Source organism: Trinickia terrae, assembly GCF_005144415.1.
Taxonomy (GTDB): Bacteria; Pseudomonadota; Gammaproteobacteria; order Burkholderiales; family Burkholderiaceae; genus Trinickia_A; species Trinickia_A terrae.
On sequence record NZ_SWJE01000005.1, the window covers coordinates 19,249 to 37,639 of the forward strand.

Consider the following 18,391-nt stretch of genomic DNA (forward strand, 5'->3'; position numbering starts at 1 on the left):
TCAGCGGGAGCCGCCTGCCTCCGGCAGTGGCGGCAATCCGGGCGGCAGCCCCGGCGGCGGGCCCGTGTCGTCAACGCTGAACGTGCTGAACGTACCGAATGCCGGCATCGAGCCCGGACACCGGAAGCTCGTCAGCAAGTCGTTCGCCAGCGCACTGGCGGCGCTCGCGCCGCCAGTGCTCGCGATGTCGAGCACCGCCGGCCTGCCTTCGAAATCGAACACCACGCGCGTGCGCCCCGGCGCGGCCGCAGGGATCACGCGCCCTTTGTGCACCAGCCGCATCAACGCCCAGGGACCGTTCGCCTCGATGGTCGAGGCGTTGGGCCGGATCTCCGGGTTGGCTGCGACCAGCGCATGCACGCCGCCGCGCGGCCCCGGCCAGCTCACCGCCAGAGGCTCGACCGGCCCGTGCTCGTAGAGCATCGTTTGCCCGTCGATGTCGATCAAAAGACTCGTCGCGTTCGGATCGAGCTCGGGCACGCGGATCTCCCCCTTCCACGTCTGCAGCTTCTGGCCCGCTTCGTCGAAGAACGCGTCGCGGATTGCCTTGGCGTGCTGGAACGGTTCGAGATCCGGCCCGGGCACGGGTTCGGCCGCGCCCGGCAGCGTCTTGTAGCGCCAGGGCCGCGCTGACGTATCGGCGAGCGGCGCGAGCTTCTTCGTGAAGAAGTCGTCGAGGATGCCGCCCTGCGCAAAGAGGCGCGTGAAGTCGGCGCTGCCGATATCGCGCGAGCTTTCCGGCGCAAACGGGTAGTTGCCGTCGACCATCTGCCGGCAACTGTCGCCGACTGCCGCCGCCATCTGCTGCGAAAGCAGACGGCCGATCCCCCGGTTGATCTCGTGCGAGCCCTGCGCCGCCAGATCGAGCAGGACCGCGCTGAACGGCGCGGGCATCGCGGTGGCCGTCATCTTCAGGCGCGCCGCCGCGCCGTCAGGCGGCGGCATGGTGTTGCTCGCGAGCGCGTTTTGGGCAATGGTCAGCGCGAGGGAGTAGTCGTTCAGCAGCTTCGCGAGACCGTCGAGCCCGGTCTTGGCCGGCAGCGCCGCCGCGGCTCGCTTGGCGCTCGGCGCATCGGCGCTGTCGGTCACGACTTCGCGCAGCGCGGTAAAGCGGCTGTCGACGAGATCGCGTTCCATCCGCGCCTTGTGGTTGGTGTCGAGCGGCGAGCGGGTTGCGGCTTTCCCGCCGCCCTGAGCGAGCGCGGACGCTGGCTGTGTGAGCGTGGTTTCGTGCACCGCGGCACGCGAGAGGCGGACCAGCGGCGAATCCGGCGCCACGAGATCGCGCAACCCGGAAAGGCCGAAGGCAAGGTTCGAGCCGCTCGCCGGGCGAATGTCGGCAAGAAACGCCTGCCACGCCTGCGCGTACTCGTTCAGGTATTGCATGCGGATCGCGTTGGTCAGCGGATCGTCGGCGCGTGCCTTGGCGCTTTGCTTGCCGGCCGGCGGCGCATGGCCCATGACCCAGGTGTCGTCGTCGCGCGCCAGCTGGACGAATTCGGGCAGGCGCTTGTCGAACAGATTGTGATAGCCGTCGTAGGTGAAAAGACCCGGCACGCCGCTCGAAAGCGGCGCACCGCTCGCGCGTGTGAAGACTTCTCCCGCGTGCGGCCCCACCGCGCCAAGCAGCGTGAAATCGCCGGGCGCCTCTTTCAGCATCGCCGCTTTCGCGCGCGCGTACAGGCGCTGCGTGGCGTTGCCGCCGTCCAGAAAGGCGCGTGCCTGCCGAATCAGCGCGTCGTTGCGGGCGAGCGGCGACTGGACGATGCGCGCGCCGGAGAAAAGCGCCTGGATATGTCCGGCCATCGCAGCGCGCGCACCGGACTCGGCCGCGTCGTCGTTCGCCGACTCGTCGTCGAGCACCCATGCTTTGACGTCGGCGGCGTTGAACTTCGACTTGTCGTGGAGCATCAGGTAGACGCGCAGCGCATCGTAGGCCGTCTTTGCGTCGTGCTGGGCAATGGCCTGCGCAATCACGGTCTCCTGGCGGCGGACGATTTGCGGCAGCAGCAGCTTGTCTTCCAGTGCGGCGTAGACGCGTCGGCTTTCCGGCGCAAGACCGCCGGGCGTGTAGAGGCCGAAGCGGTAGCTGATCGCCGGGGCTGCCAGATCGAGGCCGGGATAGGCCGGCAGCGCTTGGGCATCGGTCAGGATGGCGGGGATGGCATTCGCGTCAGGCTTCTTGTACGTCTCTTCGACGCGTGCCGCGAGCAGACGGGCCTTGCGCTCGGTCGCGTCGAGATAGGCGCGGTTATGGTCGAAGCTGATCCAGAGGCCGGCGGCCATCCCTGCGAACAGCAACGCAACCGATACGTGAGCGCCGGCGTTCAGCACGCGCCGGCGGCGTTCCACGCGAACGTCGGGAAGAACGAGACTGGCGTCGGGAAAGATGACCTGCTTGAACAGATCGCGAAGAAAGTAGCCCTTCCTGGTGGCATGCAGCAGCTCGGGGGCGGCGGCGTGCAACCCATGCCGGTCGGCGAAACACCGCACGATCGTCTGCCGCTCCGCGGCCACCTCGCAGCCAGTCTGCGCCGCGCTCGTGAAATACACGCCGCGCAACGCGGTATCGGCGTGCGTGCCGTCGCGCGAATCGGCGAACACGTCTGCGATCAATTTCTCGAGACGAGGCGCCAATGCGGCGAACTCCGTCGATAGCGCGATGAGCTTGCGCCGCGTGAGCGTGTCGCTTTCTTCATATAGACGGGCATCGGCCTCGTCCGCCAAACGCGCCGCGAGCAAGCCGAGCTGCGCGGCGCAATGCGTCTGGAGGCTTTCCTTGGCGCTTGTCTGCTTACCGGCAAAGCCAAGCGCGAAGCCCCACATCCGGGCACGAGTCTCCGGCGGCAAGCCGCCGAAATACGCTTCGAAACCCGGCAGCTGGTCGATCTTCGTGACCAGCAGGTACACCGGGAAATCCACGCGCAACGCCTTGCGGAGTTCGTCGAGACGCACGCGCAATGCCGCCGCCTCGGTCTTGCGCGCTTCCTCGCCGTCGTCGAGCAAAACGGCCATATCGACGGTTAGCAATGCGCCGTTGATCGGCGCAAGCGGGCGGGTCTTGCGCAGGACATCGAGGAGGCCGCGCCATTCGGCCGTTGCGCGTGCGCCGCTTTCGGAGCCGTCGCGGCTCACGTAGTCGCCCGGCGTGTCGACCAGCACGGCATCGTCGGCGAGCCAGCATTGCAGCGAATTCGCGCCCTCGCCGTGCGCTGCGAGCAGCTGCAGTCTCTGCTCGGCGAGCGGAATGGCAAGGCCCGCGTTCAGCACGGCGCTCGTTTTCCCCGAAGCGCGCGAGCCGAGCACGATGTACCAGGGAATCTCATACAGGCGGCGACTGTGTTGAAACAGCCGCCGAATCCCGCGCGCTCGCCGGCCTATCTGCCTGAGCACATCCGCGATTACCGCCTCGACCTTTGCCTTCTCGTGCTGAGGCGCGGCAAGCGGCGTTTCGTTCTTTTCGGCGACGTTGACCGCGACGTCGTGCCGGCGTGCCGCGATTGGCCGATCGCTCCGCGCGTCTCGCCGCAGCCGGCCGGCTCCATGGGCGACGAACACCGCCAACATGATGGCCATGGCGGCGATGCGCGTCGACGCCGGCGCGAAAGGCTTGACACGCTCGATGCTGAGCGAGGGAAGCAGGTACCAGATCGCGAGCGCAAGAGCGATCGCCGCCAGCACGGCGATGACCCGGCGCGAGACCAGTAACGACACATACCGCTTCATGACGCAGCAGGCTCGGCGGGATTGGGTTTCGCACGCTCGATGACGGAGAACGGGTCACGAATGCGAGCAGCCTGTTCGTTCAGCTCATGCCGGAAATAGCCGAACATTCCGAGCAGGATCACCGACAGCACCGCCACCGTGATCCACAGCGGAAACTCAAGGGGCGACGCGCGCTCGCCGTTCGCCACGGCGGGCTCGCTCACGAAGAGATCGAGAGGCGCAGGGTTGCCGCGCCGCGCCGCGATTTCTTCGTAGAGCCGTTTGCGCAGCGCCTCGTGCTTCGCGCGCTCGTTCTCGTCGAGCCGGTATCGGCCCTCGAAGCCGCAACTGAGCAGCCGGTAGATGACTTCGAGCAGGTGCAGGTGCGTCTGCGTATCGGTCATCAGATAGCCGATCAGCAAGTAGATTTTTTGGCCGCCCTCGCCGTCTTCGCGGAAGGCGGCGGCCAGGCTCCGCGCATTCCATGCGGCTGCGCCCTCGCGGCTTTTGCCCCAGTCCGTTTGCAGCGCTGCTTCGTCGAGCGCGGCGCAAAGGCAGTAGCGGGCGCCGAGCATATGATCGCGGCGAACGCCTGCCGCCACGCAGAGCGATTCGAAGGTGTGCAGTTCTTCTACGAGCGCGGCCGCGAGCGCGGCGATTTCCGACTGGGAGCGCAGCCCGTCCGGCATATCTGCTTGCGCTCGCAGCAAGACGCGCGACGCCTCCCGGAGCGGATTGCGGGCGGCTCGAACTTTCGCGAGACGCTGCTGGAAGGGTTCCGGCGACTCCCATTTCGCGGATGCCCCGGGCCCCGAAACGACGACGGCTTTCGTCTTCGGGACGCCATCCAGGCTGCTGCGGACGCGGCTGTCCACGGCAGTGCCGGACATGCGTGGTCCTTGGCTATCGTTGAATTGAGACACGTTGTTAGGTTCCTGGTCGAAATAGGCAGAGATCGAATTCGCTATATGCCTTAAATTGCGCGACGCGCAAATATACAGCTTTCCGGGGATTTCCGATTAAGCTGTTTCATTTCATCGGGAGTTCAAGATCTTTCTGAGGTGAAATTCTTGCTGAACATCAAAAAGTCAATAAGATCAATCCCAAAGAACGCGTTTATCTCATAATGAAGAACTCGCTCCCGTAATAATCCAGGGCGACTCGGGTCCAAATAAAATTAAATATGCGCCGCCACAAGGCAATGCGAAAAAAATGGTGCGTCACGGCGCACCGATTAATATTTCCCGCCACGCAGTTTGAAAAAATCGAGCGAGAGGGCGAGCAGCATCACGCTCGTAGAGCGATCGACACCCCCACCGGGCGGCACAAAGCGTGACAAGCAGAAAAAAGGGACGTGAATGCCCCTTCCCTACGCGGCCTTCCTCTCGCGCAGCGAATCCGACGGCCGTTTCCCGAACAGCTTCTTGTAGTCGGTCGCGAACTGGCTCAGATGCCAGAAGCCCCAAGCGGCCGCGACGTCCTGTACCGTGCGCGCGTCGCTCGAGGCGCCGCTGCACAGATCGCGCCGCGCGCCATTCAAGCGGATCGTGCGCAGGAACGTGGCGGGCGCCATCCCGAGCACATCCTGGAAGCAGTACTGCAGCGTGCGGCGGCTCACGTGCAGTTGCTCGCACAGCTCCGGCACGCCGACCGGGCGGGCGCGGTTCGCAAGCACGTAGTCGCGCGCCCGGGAGACGATCCATTGCCGCCGAGGCCTTGCCGGCAGTGCCGCCTGCGCTTGGCCGCGCGAATTCACGCAGAGATCGGACAGCAGCTCCAGCACCGCGGCCTGCAAGCTGTCGCGCGAGGCACTCGACAGCGGCGCGCGGCTCGCCTGCGTCGCATCGAGCATCTGCCCGAGCGCGGCGCGCAGCCTGTCGATCTGAGCCGATCCGATAGTGACGACTTCGCGCAGCGGCAGTGCGTGGAGCGGCGCATCGAGGTCGAGCCGCTCGACCTCGCTCGCGTAACGGCGCAGCACGTCGCCTTTGACGACCACCCCGTAGATCGCGAACCGCGCAGGCGTCACGAGCTCGAATTCGATGCCGCCGGGACGGAACGCGAGCGCATCGGCGGCGATCGGGCTGGCGTCGATGCGCGCGGCCGTTGCGGTGGATGCCGGCGCGCCCGCCGCCGGAACGCCGGCCGCCGGAACGCCGAACCAAAACGCGTCTTCGGGCACCTCGCAAGTTTGCCGCAAGGCGTGGCTGGTCGCTTCGCAAAAGACCTGCATGTGCTCGAGCGGCAGCTCGGTCAGCGTGCCGGTGAATTGGCCCGGCATCAGTTGATCGTAGGTCTGGCGCCACTCGGTCAGGTTGCGCGCCTGCTCGTCCGCATCGTGCGCGGTGCGCACGTGAACCGACCGCGCGGCGTCATGCGCGCCTTCGATACGGCTTGGAAAGATGTCGATCGTCATACCGCTGCTCGAACCGCCCACCGCGGGCCAGATCGATCTGAAACGCAAATCCCGTGCCGATGAAATCGATATCCGCAACCATGCGGCGCCGCTCCATTTTTGAACAGTCCGTCGTCGACTGCTCCGATTCGACACAAGGACGCACTGCGCATTGAACAGCACTCGAACAACGGCATCCGCAGGATTGCGCGACAGCGCACGGCGAATGGGCGCGCCCCGCGGCTTGGCACGCTTTTGGCGTAAGCGACGTGCCGCAAAGCGGGGCAAGTCGCCATCGACATTGCACCTGAGGCATCCATTCGATATGTGAGGAGCACACAAATGAATCACGCGGAAATGCAGTTTCTGAACACCGAGTTCCCGTACAAAAAGCAGTACGGCAACTTCATCGGCGGCGAATGGGTGAAGCCCGTCGGCAATGAGTACTTCGACAATCTCTCGCCGATCACGGGCGAGCCGTTCACGTCGATCCCGCGCTCGCGCGAGGCCGACATCGAGCTCGCGCTCGACGCCGCCCATCGTGCGAAGGCAGGCTGGGGAAAGACCTCCACGACCGACCGCGCGAACATCCTCAACAAGATCGCCGAGCGCATGGAGGCGAACCTCGTGCGCCTCGCGGTGGCCGAATCGATTGACAACGGCAAGCCGCTGCGCGAAACGATGGCCGCCGACATCCCGCTCGCGATCGACCACTTCCGCTATTTCGCGGGCTGCATCCGCGCGCAGGAAGGCTCGATCGGCGAGATCGACGGCGATACGGTCGCCTATCACTTCCATGAGCCGCTCGGCGTCGTCGGCCAGATCATTCCGTGGAACTTCCCGATCCTGATGGCCGCGTGGAAGGTGGCGCCCGCGCTCGCCGCCGGCAACTGCGTCGTGCTGAAGCCGGCCGAGCAGACGCCCGCGTCGATTCTCGTGCTGGCGGAGCTGATTGCCGACCTGCTGCCGCCGGGCGTGCTGAACGTCGTGAACGGCTTCGGGCTGGAGGCCGGCAAGCCGCTCGCGACGAACAAGCGCATCGCGAAGATCGCCTTCACGGGCGAGACCACCACGGGCCGCCTCATCATGCAGTACGCGAGCCAGAACCTGATTCCGGTCACGCTCGAACTGGGCGGCAAGAGCCCGAACATCTTCTTCGCCGACGTCATGGATGCCGACGACAGCTACTTCGACAAGGCGCTCGAAGGCTTCACGATGTTCGCGCTGAACCAGGGCGAGGTGTGCACGTGCCCGTCGCGCGCGATCGTCGAAGAGAAGATCTACGACCGCTTCATGGAGCGCGCCTTGAAGCGCGTGGCCGCGATCCAGCAAGGCCATCCGCTCGATCCGAAGACGATGATCGGCGCGCAGGCGTCGAGCGAGCAGCTCGAGAAGATCCTCTCTTACATCAAGCTCGGCAAGGAAGAAGGCGCGCAGTGCCTCGCGGGCGGCGAGCGCAACCAGCAGGGCGGCGAGCTCGCCAACGGCTACTACGTGAAGCCGACCGTGTTCCGCGGCCACAACAAGATGCGCATCTTCCAGGAGGAGATCTTCGGGCCGGTGCTGTCGGTGACCACGTTCAAGACCGAGGACGAAGCGCTCGAGATCGCCAACGACACGCTTTATGGCCTCGGCGCCGGCGTCTGGACGCGCGACGGCAACCGCGCGTACCGCTTCGGCCGCGACATCCAGGCCGGGCGCGTATGGACCAACTGCTATCACGCGTATCCGGCGCACGCGGCGTTCGGCGGCTACAAGCAGTCGGGCATCGGGCGCGAGACGCACAAGATGATGCTCGACCACTACCAGCAGACGAAGAACCTGCTCGTCAGCTATAGCGAGAAGCCGCTGGGCTTCTTCTGATTCCGATTGGCCTTCGATGCCTGACCGGCGCGAACGAATCGCAGCAGACGATTCGTTCGCGCTTTTTCGTTTTCGGAGAGGAGGACGAGAGATGACAGCGGAATATGCAGTGCCGCGCGTGATCGCAACAGAGGCGGCCGTCGCGCTGATCGGGCGGCTCGTCGCCGAGCATGGCGCGGTGATCTTCCATCAGTCGGGCGGCTGCTGCGACGGCAGCGCGCCGATGTGCTTTCCGGCCGGCGAGTTCATGGTCGGCTCTTCCGACGTGAAGCTCGGCGAGATCGGAGGTGTGCCGTTCTATATGAGCGAGTCGCAGTTCGAGTACTGGCAGCACACACAGCTGATCATCGACGTGGTGCCCGGCAACGGCGGCATGTTCTCGCTGGAGCGCCCTACCGGGCTCAGGTTTCTCACGCGCTCGCGGCTCTATGACGATGCCGAAAGCGCGTGGCTCGAAGCGCATCCGGTCGAGCGGGCGGGGGCGTGATGCGGTCGTGGGTCAGCGTGCGGTGTCGTCGTCTCCCGCTTCGATCGAACGCGGTTGCGCTTGCGGCGCGTCGAGCAGCGCATCGCTGTCGTCCTTCAAGCCGACGCCTGTCAGACCGAGTCTGCGCGCATGCGTGAGCAGGTAATGCAGCTTATGGGCGGCCGCTTCATGGCTCAGGCCCTCCGGCCGCACGTTGGAAATGCAGTTGCGCTGCGCGTCGCTCGTTCCGACCTTCGGCGCGTAGGTGAGATAGATGCCGAGGCTGTCGGGCGAGCTGAGCCCCGGACGCTCGCCGATCAGCATCACGACGAGCTTCGCGCGCAGGATCTCGCCGATCTCGTCGCCGAGCGCCACGCGCGCCTGGCGCGCGACGACGACCGGTCCGGCATGCCAATCGGCGAGCCGCGTCGTCACCGCCTGCAACAGCGGCAGCGACTGACGCGCGGCGGCAAACGCCGACAAGCCGTCGCCGATCACGAACACCACTTCGGGCGGTTCGAGCGACAGTTGCCCCAACGTCTCGCGACTCTCGTCCGACAAGCGCCGCCCCAGGTCGGGCCGTCGCAAGTAATGCGCGCGATCGGGCGCGGCGCTGTGCACGTCGAGCGTCTTGAAGCCCGCGTCCTGCAACTGCCGATGCAGCACGTCCACATCGAGCGGATGATGCACGGCGTCGCGCGCCTGCGCGTGAGACAAGTTGAACGCGAGCAGCGGCGCCGTCGGCAGGCTGTTGCCCGCGCGGCCCAGCGCGATGCGCGCCTGCGTGAACTGCCGCAGCGCATTCCAGGGGTTCTTTTCGAGGAAGTCGCTCATGATGCCTCCCGCCGGGCCGCCCCAAGGGAGGCATCAGCCCCCTTGGGGGGAGCTTTGCATGGGACCGGAGTAAGCGCTAAAGCGCCAACTCCGGTCGACAGCGAACGATAGTGAGCGTGGGGGTAGTTCATTCGACGCCCATCCATTCGTTGACGCCCGCGAGCAACGGCTGACGCGCCGACGCCGGCAGCAGCGCGCCGCGCGCATCGGCGATCTGCATCGCCTCGAGCCAGTCTTCGAATTCCGGCGCGCGCCGCAGGCCCAGTACGTCGCGCACATAGAGCGCGTCGTGAAACGACGTGCTCTGGTAGTTGAGCATGACGTCGTCCGCGCCGGGAATGCCCATGATGAAGTTGATGCCCGCGACGCCGAGCATCGTCAGCAGGTTGTCCATGTCGTCCTGGTCGGCTTCCGCGTGATTCGTGTAGCAGATGTCGCAGCCCATCGGCACGCCGAGCAGCTTGCCGCAGAAGTGGTCTTCGAGACCCGCGCGGATGATCTGCTTGCCGTCGTACAGGTACTCCGGCCCGATGAAGCCGACCACCGTGTTCGTGAGGAACGGGTTGTAATGCCGCGCGACCGCGTACGCGCGCACCTCGCAGGTTTGCTGGTCGACGCCGTGATGCGCGTTCGCGGACAGCGCGCTGCCCTGACCGGTCTCGAAGTACATGACGTTGTCGCCGACCGTGCCGCGCTTGAGCGACAGCGCCGCCTCGTACGCCTCCTGCAGCAGCGCGAGTGTGATGCCGAAGCCCGCGTTCGCCTTCTCGGTGCCCGCGATCGACTGGAACACGAGATCCACGGGCGCGCCCTTCTCGATCGCGGCGATCGTGTTGGTGACGTGTGTGAGCACGCACGATTGTGTCGGCACGCGGTAGCGCTGGCGGAAATCGTCGACCATCGTGAGCAGCGTCGTGATCGCGGCGAGGCTGTCGGTGGCGGGGTTGATGCCGATCATCGCGTCGCCGCAGCCGTACATGAGGCCGTCGAGCATCGACGCGGCGATGCCCTTGACGTCGTCGGTCGGATGATTCGGCTGCAGGCGCACCGACATGTGCCCCGGCAAACCGACCGTGTTGCGAAACCGCGTGACCACCGGGCGCTTCTTCGCCGCGATCACGAGGTCCTGGTTGCGCATCAGCTTCGACACCGCCGCGACCATCTCCGGTGTGAGCCCCGCCGTGATGCGTTCGAGCGCCGCCGTATCGGTCGTATCGGCGAGCAGCCAGTTGCGGAAATCGCCGACCGTCAGGTGCGAGATCTCCGCGAACGCCTCGCGCGAATGCGTATCGACGATGAGGCGCGTGACCTCGTCGCTCTCGTAGGGGATCAGCGCTTCGTTCAGGAACGCCGCGAGCGGCACCTGCGCCAGCGCCATCTTCGCGGCGACGCGCTCCTCCTCGCTCGCCGCCGCGACGCCGGCGAGCTCGTCGCCGGAACGCAGCGGGCTCGCTTTCGCGAGCAGCGTCTTCAGATCGGCGAAGCGGTAGGTCCGCGCACCGATCGTTTCCGAATAGTTCATCTTTCCAACTCCATGTGCCGAGCGCCGCGTGAACGCGGCGCGGCGGCGGCTCTCACTCTTCGAGCAGCGCGTCGGCGGGCGCGATCTCGCGCTGGCGGCGCGTCATCAGGAAGTACACGTAGCCGAGCGCCAGGAAGATCGCGAACACGATCGCCACGAGGAAGTTGTAGTACACCATCGTGGCCAGCGAGATCGCCGCCGCAACGAGCGCGAACGCCGGGAAATACGGGAACAGCGGCGCCTTGAACGGACGCTCCATGTCCGGCTCGGTGCGGCGCAGCCTGAACAGCGCGAGCATGCTGACGATGTACATCACGATAGCGCCAAACACCGACATCGTCACGATATTGGCCGTCAGCGTCTGGCCGCCGAACTGGATCAGCTCGTCGCTGTAGATGGCGGCGATGCCGACCACGCCGCCCGCGAGAATCGCCCGATGCGGCGTCTTGAAGCGCGGATGCACTTTGGCGAGCCACTCGGGCAGGTAGCCGGCGCGAGCGAGCGCGAAGATCTGCCGGGAGTAGCCGAGGATGATGCCGTGGAACGACGCCACGAGCCCGAACAGGCCGAGCCAGACGAGCATATGCATCCAGCCGCTGTTCGCGCCGACGATGTACTTCATCGCTTGCGGCAGTGGGTCGTTGATGTTGGCGAGCTTGGTCCAGTCGCCGGCGGCGCCCGCGAACACCATCACGCCGATCGCGAGCGCGATCGCGGGCGGCGCGAAGACGAACTCGACGAGCGTCGCCGCGCCCGCGAGATAGCCGCCGACGGGGCCGAATGCGTGCCGCGCATACGCGAACGGGCCGCCCGCATGCGGTATCGAGGTGGTGAGCTCGGTGAAGCTGAAGACGAACGTCGTGTACATCGCCGCGATGAAAAGCGCGGTGATGACGAAGCCGAGCGTGCCGGCGCTCGCCCAGCCGTAGCTCCAGCCGAAATACTCGCCTGAAATCACGAGCCCGACCGCGATCCCCCACAGTTGCCATGTGCCGAGCGTCTGCTTGAGCTCGTGATGGGTGACCTTGCGGTGATGGTTCGACTCGGTTGTCATCGACGACTCTCCTCCACTCCACAGCGGTTTTGCTTTTGCCCGATGTTTCCGCACGCCTCGCCGGCGCGCGGAAGCGCTTCGAATCGATGCTAGAGAGTCATTAATCGAGGTGTTATCGAAATTCGGCAAACTTATCGAGGGCGTCGAAAGCCATTTGCAAGCATTCGCGGCAGCGCTGCAAGTCCGCAAGAATTGTCAAATGGCCTCGTACTATGTTGGTTGCACGAACATGAGATCGCGCAGCGCGCCGGCTATGGCAGCCTGCAGGCATTCACGCGCACGTTCGGCCCGGTGTTCGGCATGCCGCCGGCGCAGTACCGCAAGCACGGCACGCACCGGCATTTCCAAGCACAGAAATCAGGAGGGAACCCCATGACCTTGCGCGAAGTCACGATTCGGACCGTGCCTGCAATGACGGCGGTCACGGTCGATCACACCGGCTCGTATATGCAGATCGGCAAGGCGTTCGACGCGCTGTTCGGATGGCTCGCTTCGAACGATATGCTGGCCTCGGTCCAGCACGCGGTGGGGATCTTTTACGACGACCCCGGCGCGGTCGCGGAAGACTCGCTGCGCTCGAAGGCGGGCGCCGTGCTGGCGGCGCCGATCGGGGTCACCGCACCGCTGTCGCTGACGGAAATCGCCGGCGGGCAATACGCGGTGCTGCGCCACAGGGGACCTTATGCGGACATGGCTGCCGCTTATCAATGGCTGTACGGCGAATGGCTGCCGCAGTCTGGCCGCGAGGCCGCCGATGCTCCGGTGTTCGAAGAGTATTTGAACAATCCGCGCAACACGGCGCCTTCCGAGTTGCTGACCGATATTTGCTTGCCTTTGCGGTAAGCGGTCGTATGGCTCGGCAAGGCATCGCCATTGCCATGGCGTTAGTGGCCGCGATACAGGCGGTTGATCTCCTCGCTCACGGCGAAGCGCTGCGCTACGGAGGGCGCGGATTTTGGGGGCGCAGGCTCGACCACGGCGCTTCCCGAGGCTTCGCGCATCGCGACCGGTGCGGCATCCGGTGGCGGCGCTTTGCGCACGACCTCGACAGGCGCCGCCGTGATGGCGGAAGCGGCGGCGGTGCGAACGGGCTCGCGCGTCAAGCGCTCGCGGGGCGCTGTCTTCGGCTCGGCATTGACGGCCTCGGCTACGCCGCTTTGGTCTGATTTTTCGACGCGGTCGATGCTTTCCGTCTTCGCCAACTGGCGATGGATGCAGCCTGTCGAATTCTCCTTGTTGCACGCTTGCGCGGCACGCTGGATGGCGTCGCCGCGCTGCCCGTTCGCGGCGTTGGCTTGCCGCGGCGCGCGCGGCGTTGGCGTCGGTGTTGGCATCGGTGCGGTTTCCGCTGTTTTTTCCAAGGCGGCGCTAGCCGGTTTTTCTGTTGTTACGACTGGCGGTTTTTCCACCGCGACGACCGCAGGTTTTTCCACCGGCTTTTGAACCGCTTTTGCCACCGTCGCCGTTACCGTCTTCGGCGGCGCCGTTTCGGCCTTGCGCGGCTCGCTCACACGTTGCTCGCGGCTCGGCGCGGCGCTCGCCACGGCTGCAGCCTTCGCTTTCGGCGGATGCGCCGCCGCAACCGGCGCCGGCACAGCCTGCGATTTCTTCGCGGCGGCCTGGGCCTCGCTCGCCTTGGCCTCGTCGTTCCTGACGATCTGCGCGTCCTTGGCGTCTTCGGCGCGCGACTTCGCGATCTCGCGCTCCATCAAGGCGACGAGCGGCACCGGCGAGGGCGGCGCAGGCAGGTTGTTGCCGATGCCGGCCGGCAACGGGCCCGGCTCGTTGTGAAACAGGACTTTTTGCCACTTCACGAGCGCCACGTCGCGCTCGGTGATCGACACATAGGTGCCGAACGCGATGGCGAAACCGAACAGCAGGATCGCCGCGCTGCGGCTCATGCCCCAGCGCCGCGCGCCGTTCAGGTCCGCGGGCCTCGCGCGCCGCCGCGCCGCCAGAACGGTTCTTGCCTGCGCGATTGCCCGAGGATCGGGCGTCAGGATGCGGGCTGGCAACAGCGCCGGTGGCGGGACCCGCTCCGCGGCCGGCAGCACTTCGAGCAATACCTTCGCCCCGCATTGCGGACAGACGGCCACGTGCTCGGCCAATGCCGCGCCGCAGTGACTGCAAGGCATGGGAATCGCGGTGTGAGACGGCGCTTCTGTCGGCATCGTCGGAGCCCCACTCGCGGCACGCTGCGAGAACGCGCGCCGGCGACTTCATGTGTCTCGATCCGAAGCGGCGCCGGCGTCCGTCATTGGTATTCAGAATCGGACGCGCAATGGGCGCAGTCGGGCCAGGATATTCGTCCGGTTCAATATGTGTCACTTCTGAGGAAACATCAACGAAAGGCCGGCCGCGTAAGTTCGTTACTGAACATACGAATGGCAGGCGGGCAACGTGTCGCCGATGGAAGCGGTAATCTGTACAGTGTCCTAAGGACTTCGTTGTGCGGGAACATGAAGACGCGGGTCGTGGCCGCTGCCCTGGCGGGCGTGGCAAGCGCATGGGTGTGGGGCGGATGTCTCGCCGCCACGGCGCCGGACGTGTGCTCGCCAACGCTGTCCGAGGTGAGCGTCGCGCGCGGCTTCGCGGTCGAAGCCGGTTGCGGCGCGCCGGCCCGCATGTTCAAGCGCCTCGTGCCGGCGCTGAACCGGGCCGCAGCGGGCGCCGGCCTGTCGAGCGCTCAGCGGGTGTCGCTCGCGAAAGCGGTCAACGAGATGCTGCGCTCCGCAGCGGCGCAAGCGGGCCGCAACGCGCAAGTGGCCGATGCGATCTTCGATAACATCGAGCCGCTGATCGAAAGCCTCGCCGCGCAAAGCAAGCCGCACTTCGAGACCGATCTCGTCGCCGTTGCCCGGCAATGGGACGAACGCTACTGGGCGCTGCTGCGCAAGACCTCGATCACGCGCAGCGCGGACCCGCGCGAACTGCAGATCGACGCCGCCATCGAACGCCTCGATCTCGCGGGCGCATCGAGCTTGCTCGATTCGCTGCTTGGCGACCGGCAGGGCTCCCTCGAGCTGCAGGCCAATCGTCTGTACGCAGCGGCCGCGATCGAACTGCTCCGCTTCGCCCCGCAGAACGCGCTGAAATATCTGCAATTGGGGTACGTGCTGCAACCCGACGATACGGAGATCATGGGCGCCTACGGCGATACGCTGCGCGAGTTGCGGCAGTTCGAGCTCGCCGAGACCGTGTGCCGGGCGCTGCTGCTTCGCCAGCAAGCGCTCGCGGAAGGCGACGCGTCCGAATGGCAGCCGCAGATCGCCCGCACGCTCGACAAGCTGGGCTACCTGTACGTCGACCTGAGGGAACCGGCGCAGGCGGAGGGCGCCTACCTGCACGCGCTCGAAGCGTATTGGACCCTCGCGCACGCGGACCCGGTGACGTATGGGCCGGCGGTCGCCGAGACGTTCGACAATCTCGGCACCCTGTACCGCGACAGCCAGCACTTGAAGAACGCGGCGGATGCCTATGGCGAGGCGTTGAAGCTCGATCGCGCGCTGGCCGAGCGCGATCCCGCGGCGTACCGCCCCGACGTCGCCAAGACGCTGAACGACCTGGGCATCCTCTACAACGCGACGCAGCGCGCCAACGAAGCCGAGCACGCCTATCGCGAGGCGCTGGAGATGCAGCGCCAGCTCGTGGAGGAAAATCCGGCCGCGTATCGACCGGCGCTTGCGCGCACACTGAACAACCTCGGCAATCTCTATAGCGGCATGCAGCGCTTGCCCGAAGCCGAGCAGTCCTACCAGGAGGCGCTGACGATCCGCCAGCAGCTCGCGCGCGAGACGCCCGCGCAATACCGGCCCGACCTGGCGCGCACGCTCAGCAATCTCGGCGTGCTGTATCGCATCGAAGAGCGCCCGCGGGAGGCGCGGCGCGCCTATTTGAAGGCATTGCGGATCTATCAGTCGCTGGCGCGCGGCGACCCGGTCGCGTACCAGCCCGACGAGGCGCGCACGTTCAACAACCTCGGCGTCCTGTTCAGCCGGACGAACCGGCCGCGCCAGGCGGAGCGGGCGTACCGGCATGCGCTGGGGCTCTACAAGGGACTGTCGCGCGTCGATCCTGTCGCGTATCGGCAGGACGAGGCGCGCACGCTGGATAATCTGAGCCGGTTGTATGGACAGTTGCAAAGGCCGCGGGAAGCGGCGCAGGCGAAGCAGGAGGCGGCGCGGCTGCTGGATGCGGGCGAGGGGCGGGAGCAGGGGGAATGAAAGAGATGAGTGAAGTGGACTATCAACTGATGGAAGTGGCCAACGGCCGCGCCGTGAAGATGTGGACGCAAGGCGTTCCCGTGGAGAGCGATGCGCGCGAGCAACTGCGGAACACGGCCAGCATGCCGTTCGTGTTCAAGCACCTCGCCGTGATGCCCGATGTGCACGTCGGCAAGGGCTCGACGATCGGCAGCGTGATTCCGACGCTGGGCGCGATCATTCCGGCGGCGGTCGGCGTCGACATCGGCTGCGGGATGATGGCCGTGCGCACGACGCTCACCGCCGATGACCTGCCGGATTCGCTGTCGGGCGTGCGCGGCGCGATCGAGCGCGCCGTGCCGCACGGACGCACGCCGGGACGGCGCGATCCGGGTGCATGGAGCCGTCCGCCCGAGGCCGTCGATCAGGCGTGGAAAGCGCTGCAACCCCGCTTTCAGCGCATCCTCGACAAGTATCCGGCACTCGCGCGGACCAACAACCATATGCATCTCGGCACGCTGGGAACCGGCAATCACTTCATCGAGGTCTGCCTCGACGAAAACGAAAGCGTGTGGTTCATGCTGCACAGCGGCTCGCGCGGCGTGGGCAATGCGATCGGCAATCTGTTCATCGAACTGGCGCAGGCGGACATGCGTCAGCACATCGCGAACCTGCCGGACCGCAACCTCGCCTACTTCGAGGAAGGCAGCAAGCACTTCGACGATTACGTGGAAGCGGTCGGCTGGGCGCAAGACTTCGCGCGCCTGAACCGTCAAACGATGATGGATGCCGTCATCGAGGCTGTGCGCACGGCGATCGGCAAGCCGTTCGAGATCGACGAGCACGCGGTGAACTGCCACCACAACTACGTGCAGAAGGAACGTCACTTTGGTGCGGATGTGTTCGTCACTCGCAAGGGCGCCGTGTCGGCGCAGAAGGGGCAGCTCGGCATCATTCCGGGCTCGATGGGCGCGAAGAGCTTCATCGTGCGCGGCCTCGGCAACGAAGAGAGCTTTTGCTCGTGCAGTCACGGCGCGGGACGCGCGATGAGCCGCACGGAAGCGAAGCGGCGCTTCACCGTGGCGGATCAGATCAAGGCGACGGCGCACGTCGAGTGTCGCAAGGATGCGGGCGTCGTCGATGAAATCCCGATGGCGTACAAGGACATCGACGCCGTGATGGCCGCGCAGCGCAGTCTCGTTGAAGTCGTGCATACGCTGCGGCAGGTGGTTTGTGTGAAGGGATGACCTACTACCTGTGTTGCTTTGGTGGGATCCAGCGCCACGTCAGCATGACAAGCAAGGCGAAGATCACATAAGCCAGCGTAAACACCCACGTAGGCAAGTCGTAGAAAAGCAGGCGGCTTACCCAGTGCTGGATGAAACCCTGGCTTCCGACCGAGCCATGTCTCAGCCAGTCTTCCAGCACTGTCAACGGGCAAGCAATGCCAAGCACCGATAACAGCGCGACTACGCAGATCGCGAACACATGCGTGAATCGGAAGCCGCGGTTACGAACCCATTCCCATTGAAGCATCGCACCGGCCCAGATCACCGGCAGCGCGCACACAATAAAAAGCGCGAGCAGCGCGTGGACGATCAGAACGATGTTGGCTAGCAACGTGGTCATGGCTCGATGGTTGATTGTCAGCACGGAGGTTTAGACCTGTGCGGATAGCAAACGCCAATAACGTTGCACGGAATATTGCGCCCTGCCGGCCGTTTACTCGTCACGGCGGCACGCACCGCGTACCGCCGCCGCATCTCGAGGAGGACGGAAATCATGATCAAGACCTTGCTTTGCGTCGCCATCTGCTCGATCCCTGCCGTCTCGTTCGCCGAGCCGCCAAAGATGGCGAACGGCATGATGGTCGACGACGACGGCATGACGCTCTACATGTTCGACAAGGACACCGTGCCCGGAAAAAGCGCCTGCACTGGCGGCTGCACGACGATGTGGCCCGCCGCGACGGCCGATTCGTACGACAAGGCGAGCGGCGACTTGAGCTTCATTCCCACCGCCGACGGGAAAAACCAGTGGGCCTTCAAAGGGCATCCGCTCTATCGCTTCGCCAAGGACACAAAGCCCGGCGAGATGCACGGCGACGGCTTCAAGGGCATGTGGCATGTCGTCAAGCCTTGACAGTGCGCATTTCGAATCCGGCTGGCCGGGAATCGAGGTTTCCCGGCGCCATCCCTCGATTGATTTCGCCATTGTGCGATTTTGACTGAATCGCTGGCGATATAGTCGAGCGAGGTAAATTAAAGGCGCCGGTATTTTCTGCTGACACATTCAATTCCGGCGCCTCCGGCATGCAATTTGTTCCGATTTAACACTTCCTTTTAACGTC

14 protein-coding genes are annotated in these 18,391 nt (G+C 65.5%); 6 read left to right on the forward strand and 8 right to left on the reverse strand.

Annotated features, from left to right (window positions below):
- The 3 genes from tssM to FAZ69_RS09500 all read right to left on the reverse strand — a co-directional run bounded on the left by tssM (nt 1) and on the right by FAZ69_RS09500 (nt 6,121).
- Entirely contained in the window at nt 1-3,714 is a 3,714-nt protein-coding gene (gene tssM / locus FAZ69_RS09490; RefSeq protein WP_240702165.1) for a type VI secretion system membrane subunit TssM, read from the reverse strand.
- A gap of 8 nt (nt 3,715-3,722) precedes the next feature.
- Nucleotides 3,723-4,595: a type IVB secretion system protein IcmH/DotU gene (gene icmH / locus FAZ69_RS09495; RefSeq protein WP_136893721.1), complete on the reverse strand. Its 873-nt coding sequence runs from the start codon at nt 4,593-4,595 to the stop codon at nt 3,723-3,725.
- 479 nt (nt 4,596-5,074) lie between these two features.
- Nucleotides 5,075-6,121, reverse strand: a complete 1,047-nt coding sequence (locus FAZ69_RS09500; protein ID WP_136893723.1) for a helix-turn-helix domain-containing protein — start codon at nt 6,119-6,121, stop codon at nt 5,075-5,077.
- Between the two features lie 321 nt (nt 6,122-6,442).
- On the opposite strand from FAZ69_RS09500, the gene adh reads away from it, so the two are divergent.
- A complete protein-coding gene (gene adh / locus FAZ69_RS09505) occupies nt 6,443-7,963 on the forward strand; it encodes an aldehyde dehydrogenase (protein ID WP_136893725.1) in 1,521 nt (506 codons plus the stop codon).
- Between the two features lie 91 nt (nt 7,964-8,054).
- The gene (locus FAZ69_RS09510; RefSeq protein WP_136893727.1) at nt 8,055-8,450 is read left to right on the forward strand and encodes a DUF779 domain-containing protein; all 396 of its coding nucleotides are present in this window, start codon (nt 8,055-8,057) and stop codon (nt 8,448-8,450) included.
- Between the two features lie 12 nt (nt 8,451-8,462).
- Here the strand turns inward: FAZ69_RS09510 and eutC are convergent, their stop codons facing one another.
- The 3 genes from eutC to FAZ69_RS09525 all read right to left on the reverse strand — a co-directional run bounded on the left by eutC (nt 8,463) and on the right by FAZ69_RS09525 (nt 11,839).
- A complete protein-coding gene (eutC, locus tag FAZ69_RS09515; protein ID WP_136893731.1) occupies nt 8,463-9,263 on the reverse strand; it encodes an ethanolamine ammonia-lyase subunit EutC in 801 nt (266 codons plus the stop codon).
- A gap of 127 nt (nt 9,264-9,390) precedes the next feature.
- On the reverse strand, nt 9,391-10,785 hold the full coding sequence (locus tag FAZ69_RS09520) for an ethanolamine ammonia-lyase subunit EutB (RefSeq protein ID WP_136893733.1): 1,395 nt from the start codon (nt 10,783-10,785) through the stop codon (nt 9,391-9,393).
- A gap of 52 nt (nt 10,786-10,837) precedes the next feature.
- Nucleotides 10,838-11,839, reverse strand: coding sequence for an amino acid permease (locus tag FAZ69_RS09525; protein ID WP_136893735.1), 1,002 nt, complete (start codon nt 11,837-11,839; stop codon nt 10,838-10,840).
- A 219-nt stretch (nt 11,840-12,058) separates the two neighbouring features.
- On the opposite strand from FAZ69_RS09525, the gene FAZ69_RS09530 reads away from it, so the two are divergent.
- A complete protein-coding gene (locus FAZ69_RS09530) occupies nt 12,059-12,682 on the forward strand; it encodes an AraC family transcriptional regulator (protein WP_240702166.1) in 624 nt (207 codons plus the stop codon).
- Nucleotides 12,683-12,723: 41 nt separating this feature from the next.
- Here FAZ69_RS09530 and FAZ69_RS09535 read toward each other — a convergent pair whose 3' ends face one another.
- Nucleotides 12,724-13,974: a zinc ribbon domain-containing protein gene (locus FAZ69_RS09535; protein WP_136893736.1), complete on the reverse strand. Its 1,251-nt coding sequence runs from the start codon at nt 13,972-13,974 to the stop codon at nt 12,724-12,726.
- A 324-nt stretch (nt 13,975-14,298) separates the two neighbouring features.
- Between FAZ69_RS09535 and FAZ69_RS09540 the strand changes: the two genes are divergently transcribed.
- On the forward strand, nt 14,299-16,062 hold the full coding sequence (locus FAZ69_RS09540; protein ID WP_136893738.1) for a tetratricopeptide repeat protein: 1,764 nt from the start codon (nt 14,299-14,301) through the stop codon (nt 16,060-16,062).
- Nucleotides 16,063-16,067: 5 nt separating this feature from the next.
- A complete protein-coding gene (locus FAZ69_RS09545) occupies nt 16,068-17,288 on the forward strand; it encodes an RtcB family protein (RefSeq protein WP_169708622.1) in 1,221 nt (406 codons plus the stop codon).
- Nucleotides 17,289-17,292: 4 nt separating this feature from the next.
- On the opposite strand, the gene FAZ69_RS09550 is transcribed toward FAZ69_RS09545, so the two are convergent.
- On the reverse strand, nt 17,293-17,670 hold the full coding sequence (locus FAZ69_RS09550; RefSeq protein ID WP_136893740.1) for a DUF2784 domain-containing protein: 378 nt from the start codon (nt 17,668-17,670) through the stop codon (nt 17,293-17,295).
- A 153-nt stretch (nt 17,671-17,823) separates the two neighbouring features.
- On the opposite strand from FAZ69_RS09550, the gene FAZ69_RS09555 reads away from it, so the two are divergent.
- A complete protein-coding gene (locus FAZ69_RS09555; protein WP_136893742.1) occupies nt 17,824-18,183 on the forward strand; it encodes a COG4315 family predicted lipoprotein in 360 nt (119 codons plus the stop codon).
- Nucleotides 18,184-18,391: the final 208 nt, after the last annotated feature.

Bases quoted from the DNA above. Each gene is read 5' to 3' on its own strand.
- icmH (WP_136893721.1), bottom strand. From the start codon at position 4,595: ATGTCCGGCACTGCCGTGGACAGCCGCGTCCGCAGCAGCCTGGATGGC.
- FAZ69_RS09500 (WP_136893723.1), bottom strand. From the start codon at position 6,121: ATGACGATCGACATCTTTCCAAGCCGTATCGAAGGCGCGCATGACGCC.
- adh (WP_136893725.1), top strand. From the start codon at position 6,443: ATGAATCACGCGGAAATGCAGTTTCTGAACACCGAGTTCCCGTACAAA.
- FAZ69_RS09510 (WP_136893727.1), top strand. From the start codon at position 8,055: ATGACAGCGGAATATGCAGTGCCGCGCGTGATCGCAACAGAGGCGGCC.
- eutC (WP_136893731.1), bottom strand. From the start codon at position 9,263: ATGAGCGACTTCCTCGAAAAGAACCCCTGGAATGCGCTGCGGCAGTTC.
- FAZ69_RS09520 (WP_136893733.1), bottom strand. From the start codon at position 10,785: ATGAACTATTCGGAAACGATCGGTGCGCGGACCTACCGCTTCGCCGAT.
- FAZ69_RS09525 (WP_136893735.1), bottom strand. From the start codon at position 11,839: ATGACAACCGAGTCGAACCATCACCGCAAGGTCACCCATCACGAGCTC.
- FAZ69_RS09535 (WP_136893736.1), bottom strand. From the start codon at position 13,974: ATGCCTTGCAGTCACTGCGGCGCGGCATTGGCCGAGCACGTGGCCGTC.
- FAZ69_RS09540 (WP_136893738.1), top strand. From the start codon at position 14,299: ATGAAGACGCGGGTCGTGGCCGCTGCCCTGGCGGGCGTGGCAAGCGCA.
- FAZ69_RS09545 (WP_169708622.1), top strand. From the start codon at position 16,068: ATGAGTGAAGTGGACTATCAACTGATGGAAGTGGCCAACGGCCGCGCC.
- FAZ69_RS09550 (WP_136893740.1), bottom strand. From the start codon at position 17,670: ATGACCACGTTGCTAGCCAACATCGTTCTGATCGTCCACGCGCTGCTC.
- FAZ69_RS09555 (WP_136893742.1), top strand. From the start codon at position 17,824: ATGATCAAGACCTTGCTTTGCGTCGCCATCTGCTCGATCCCTGCCGTC.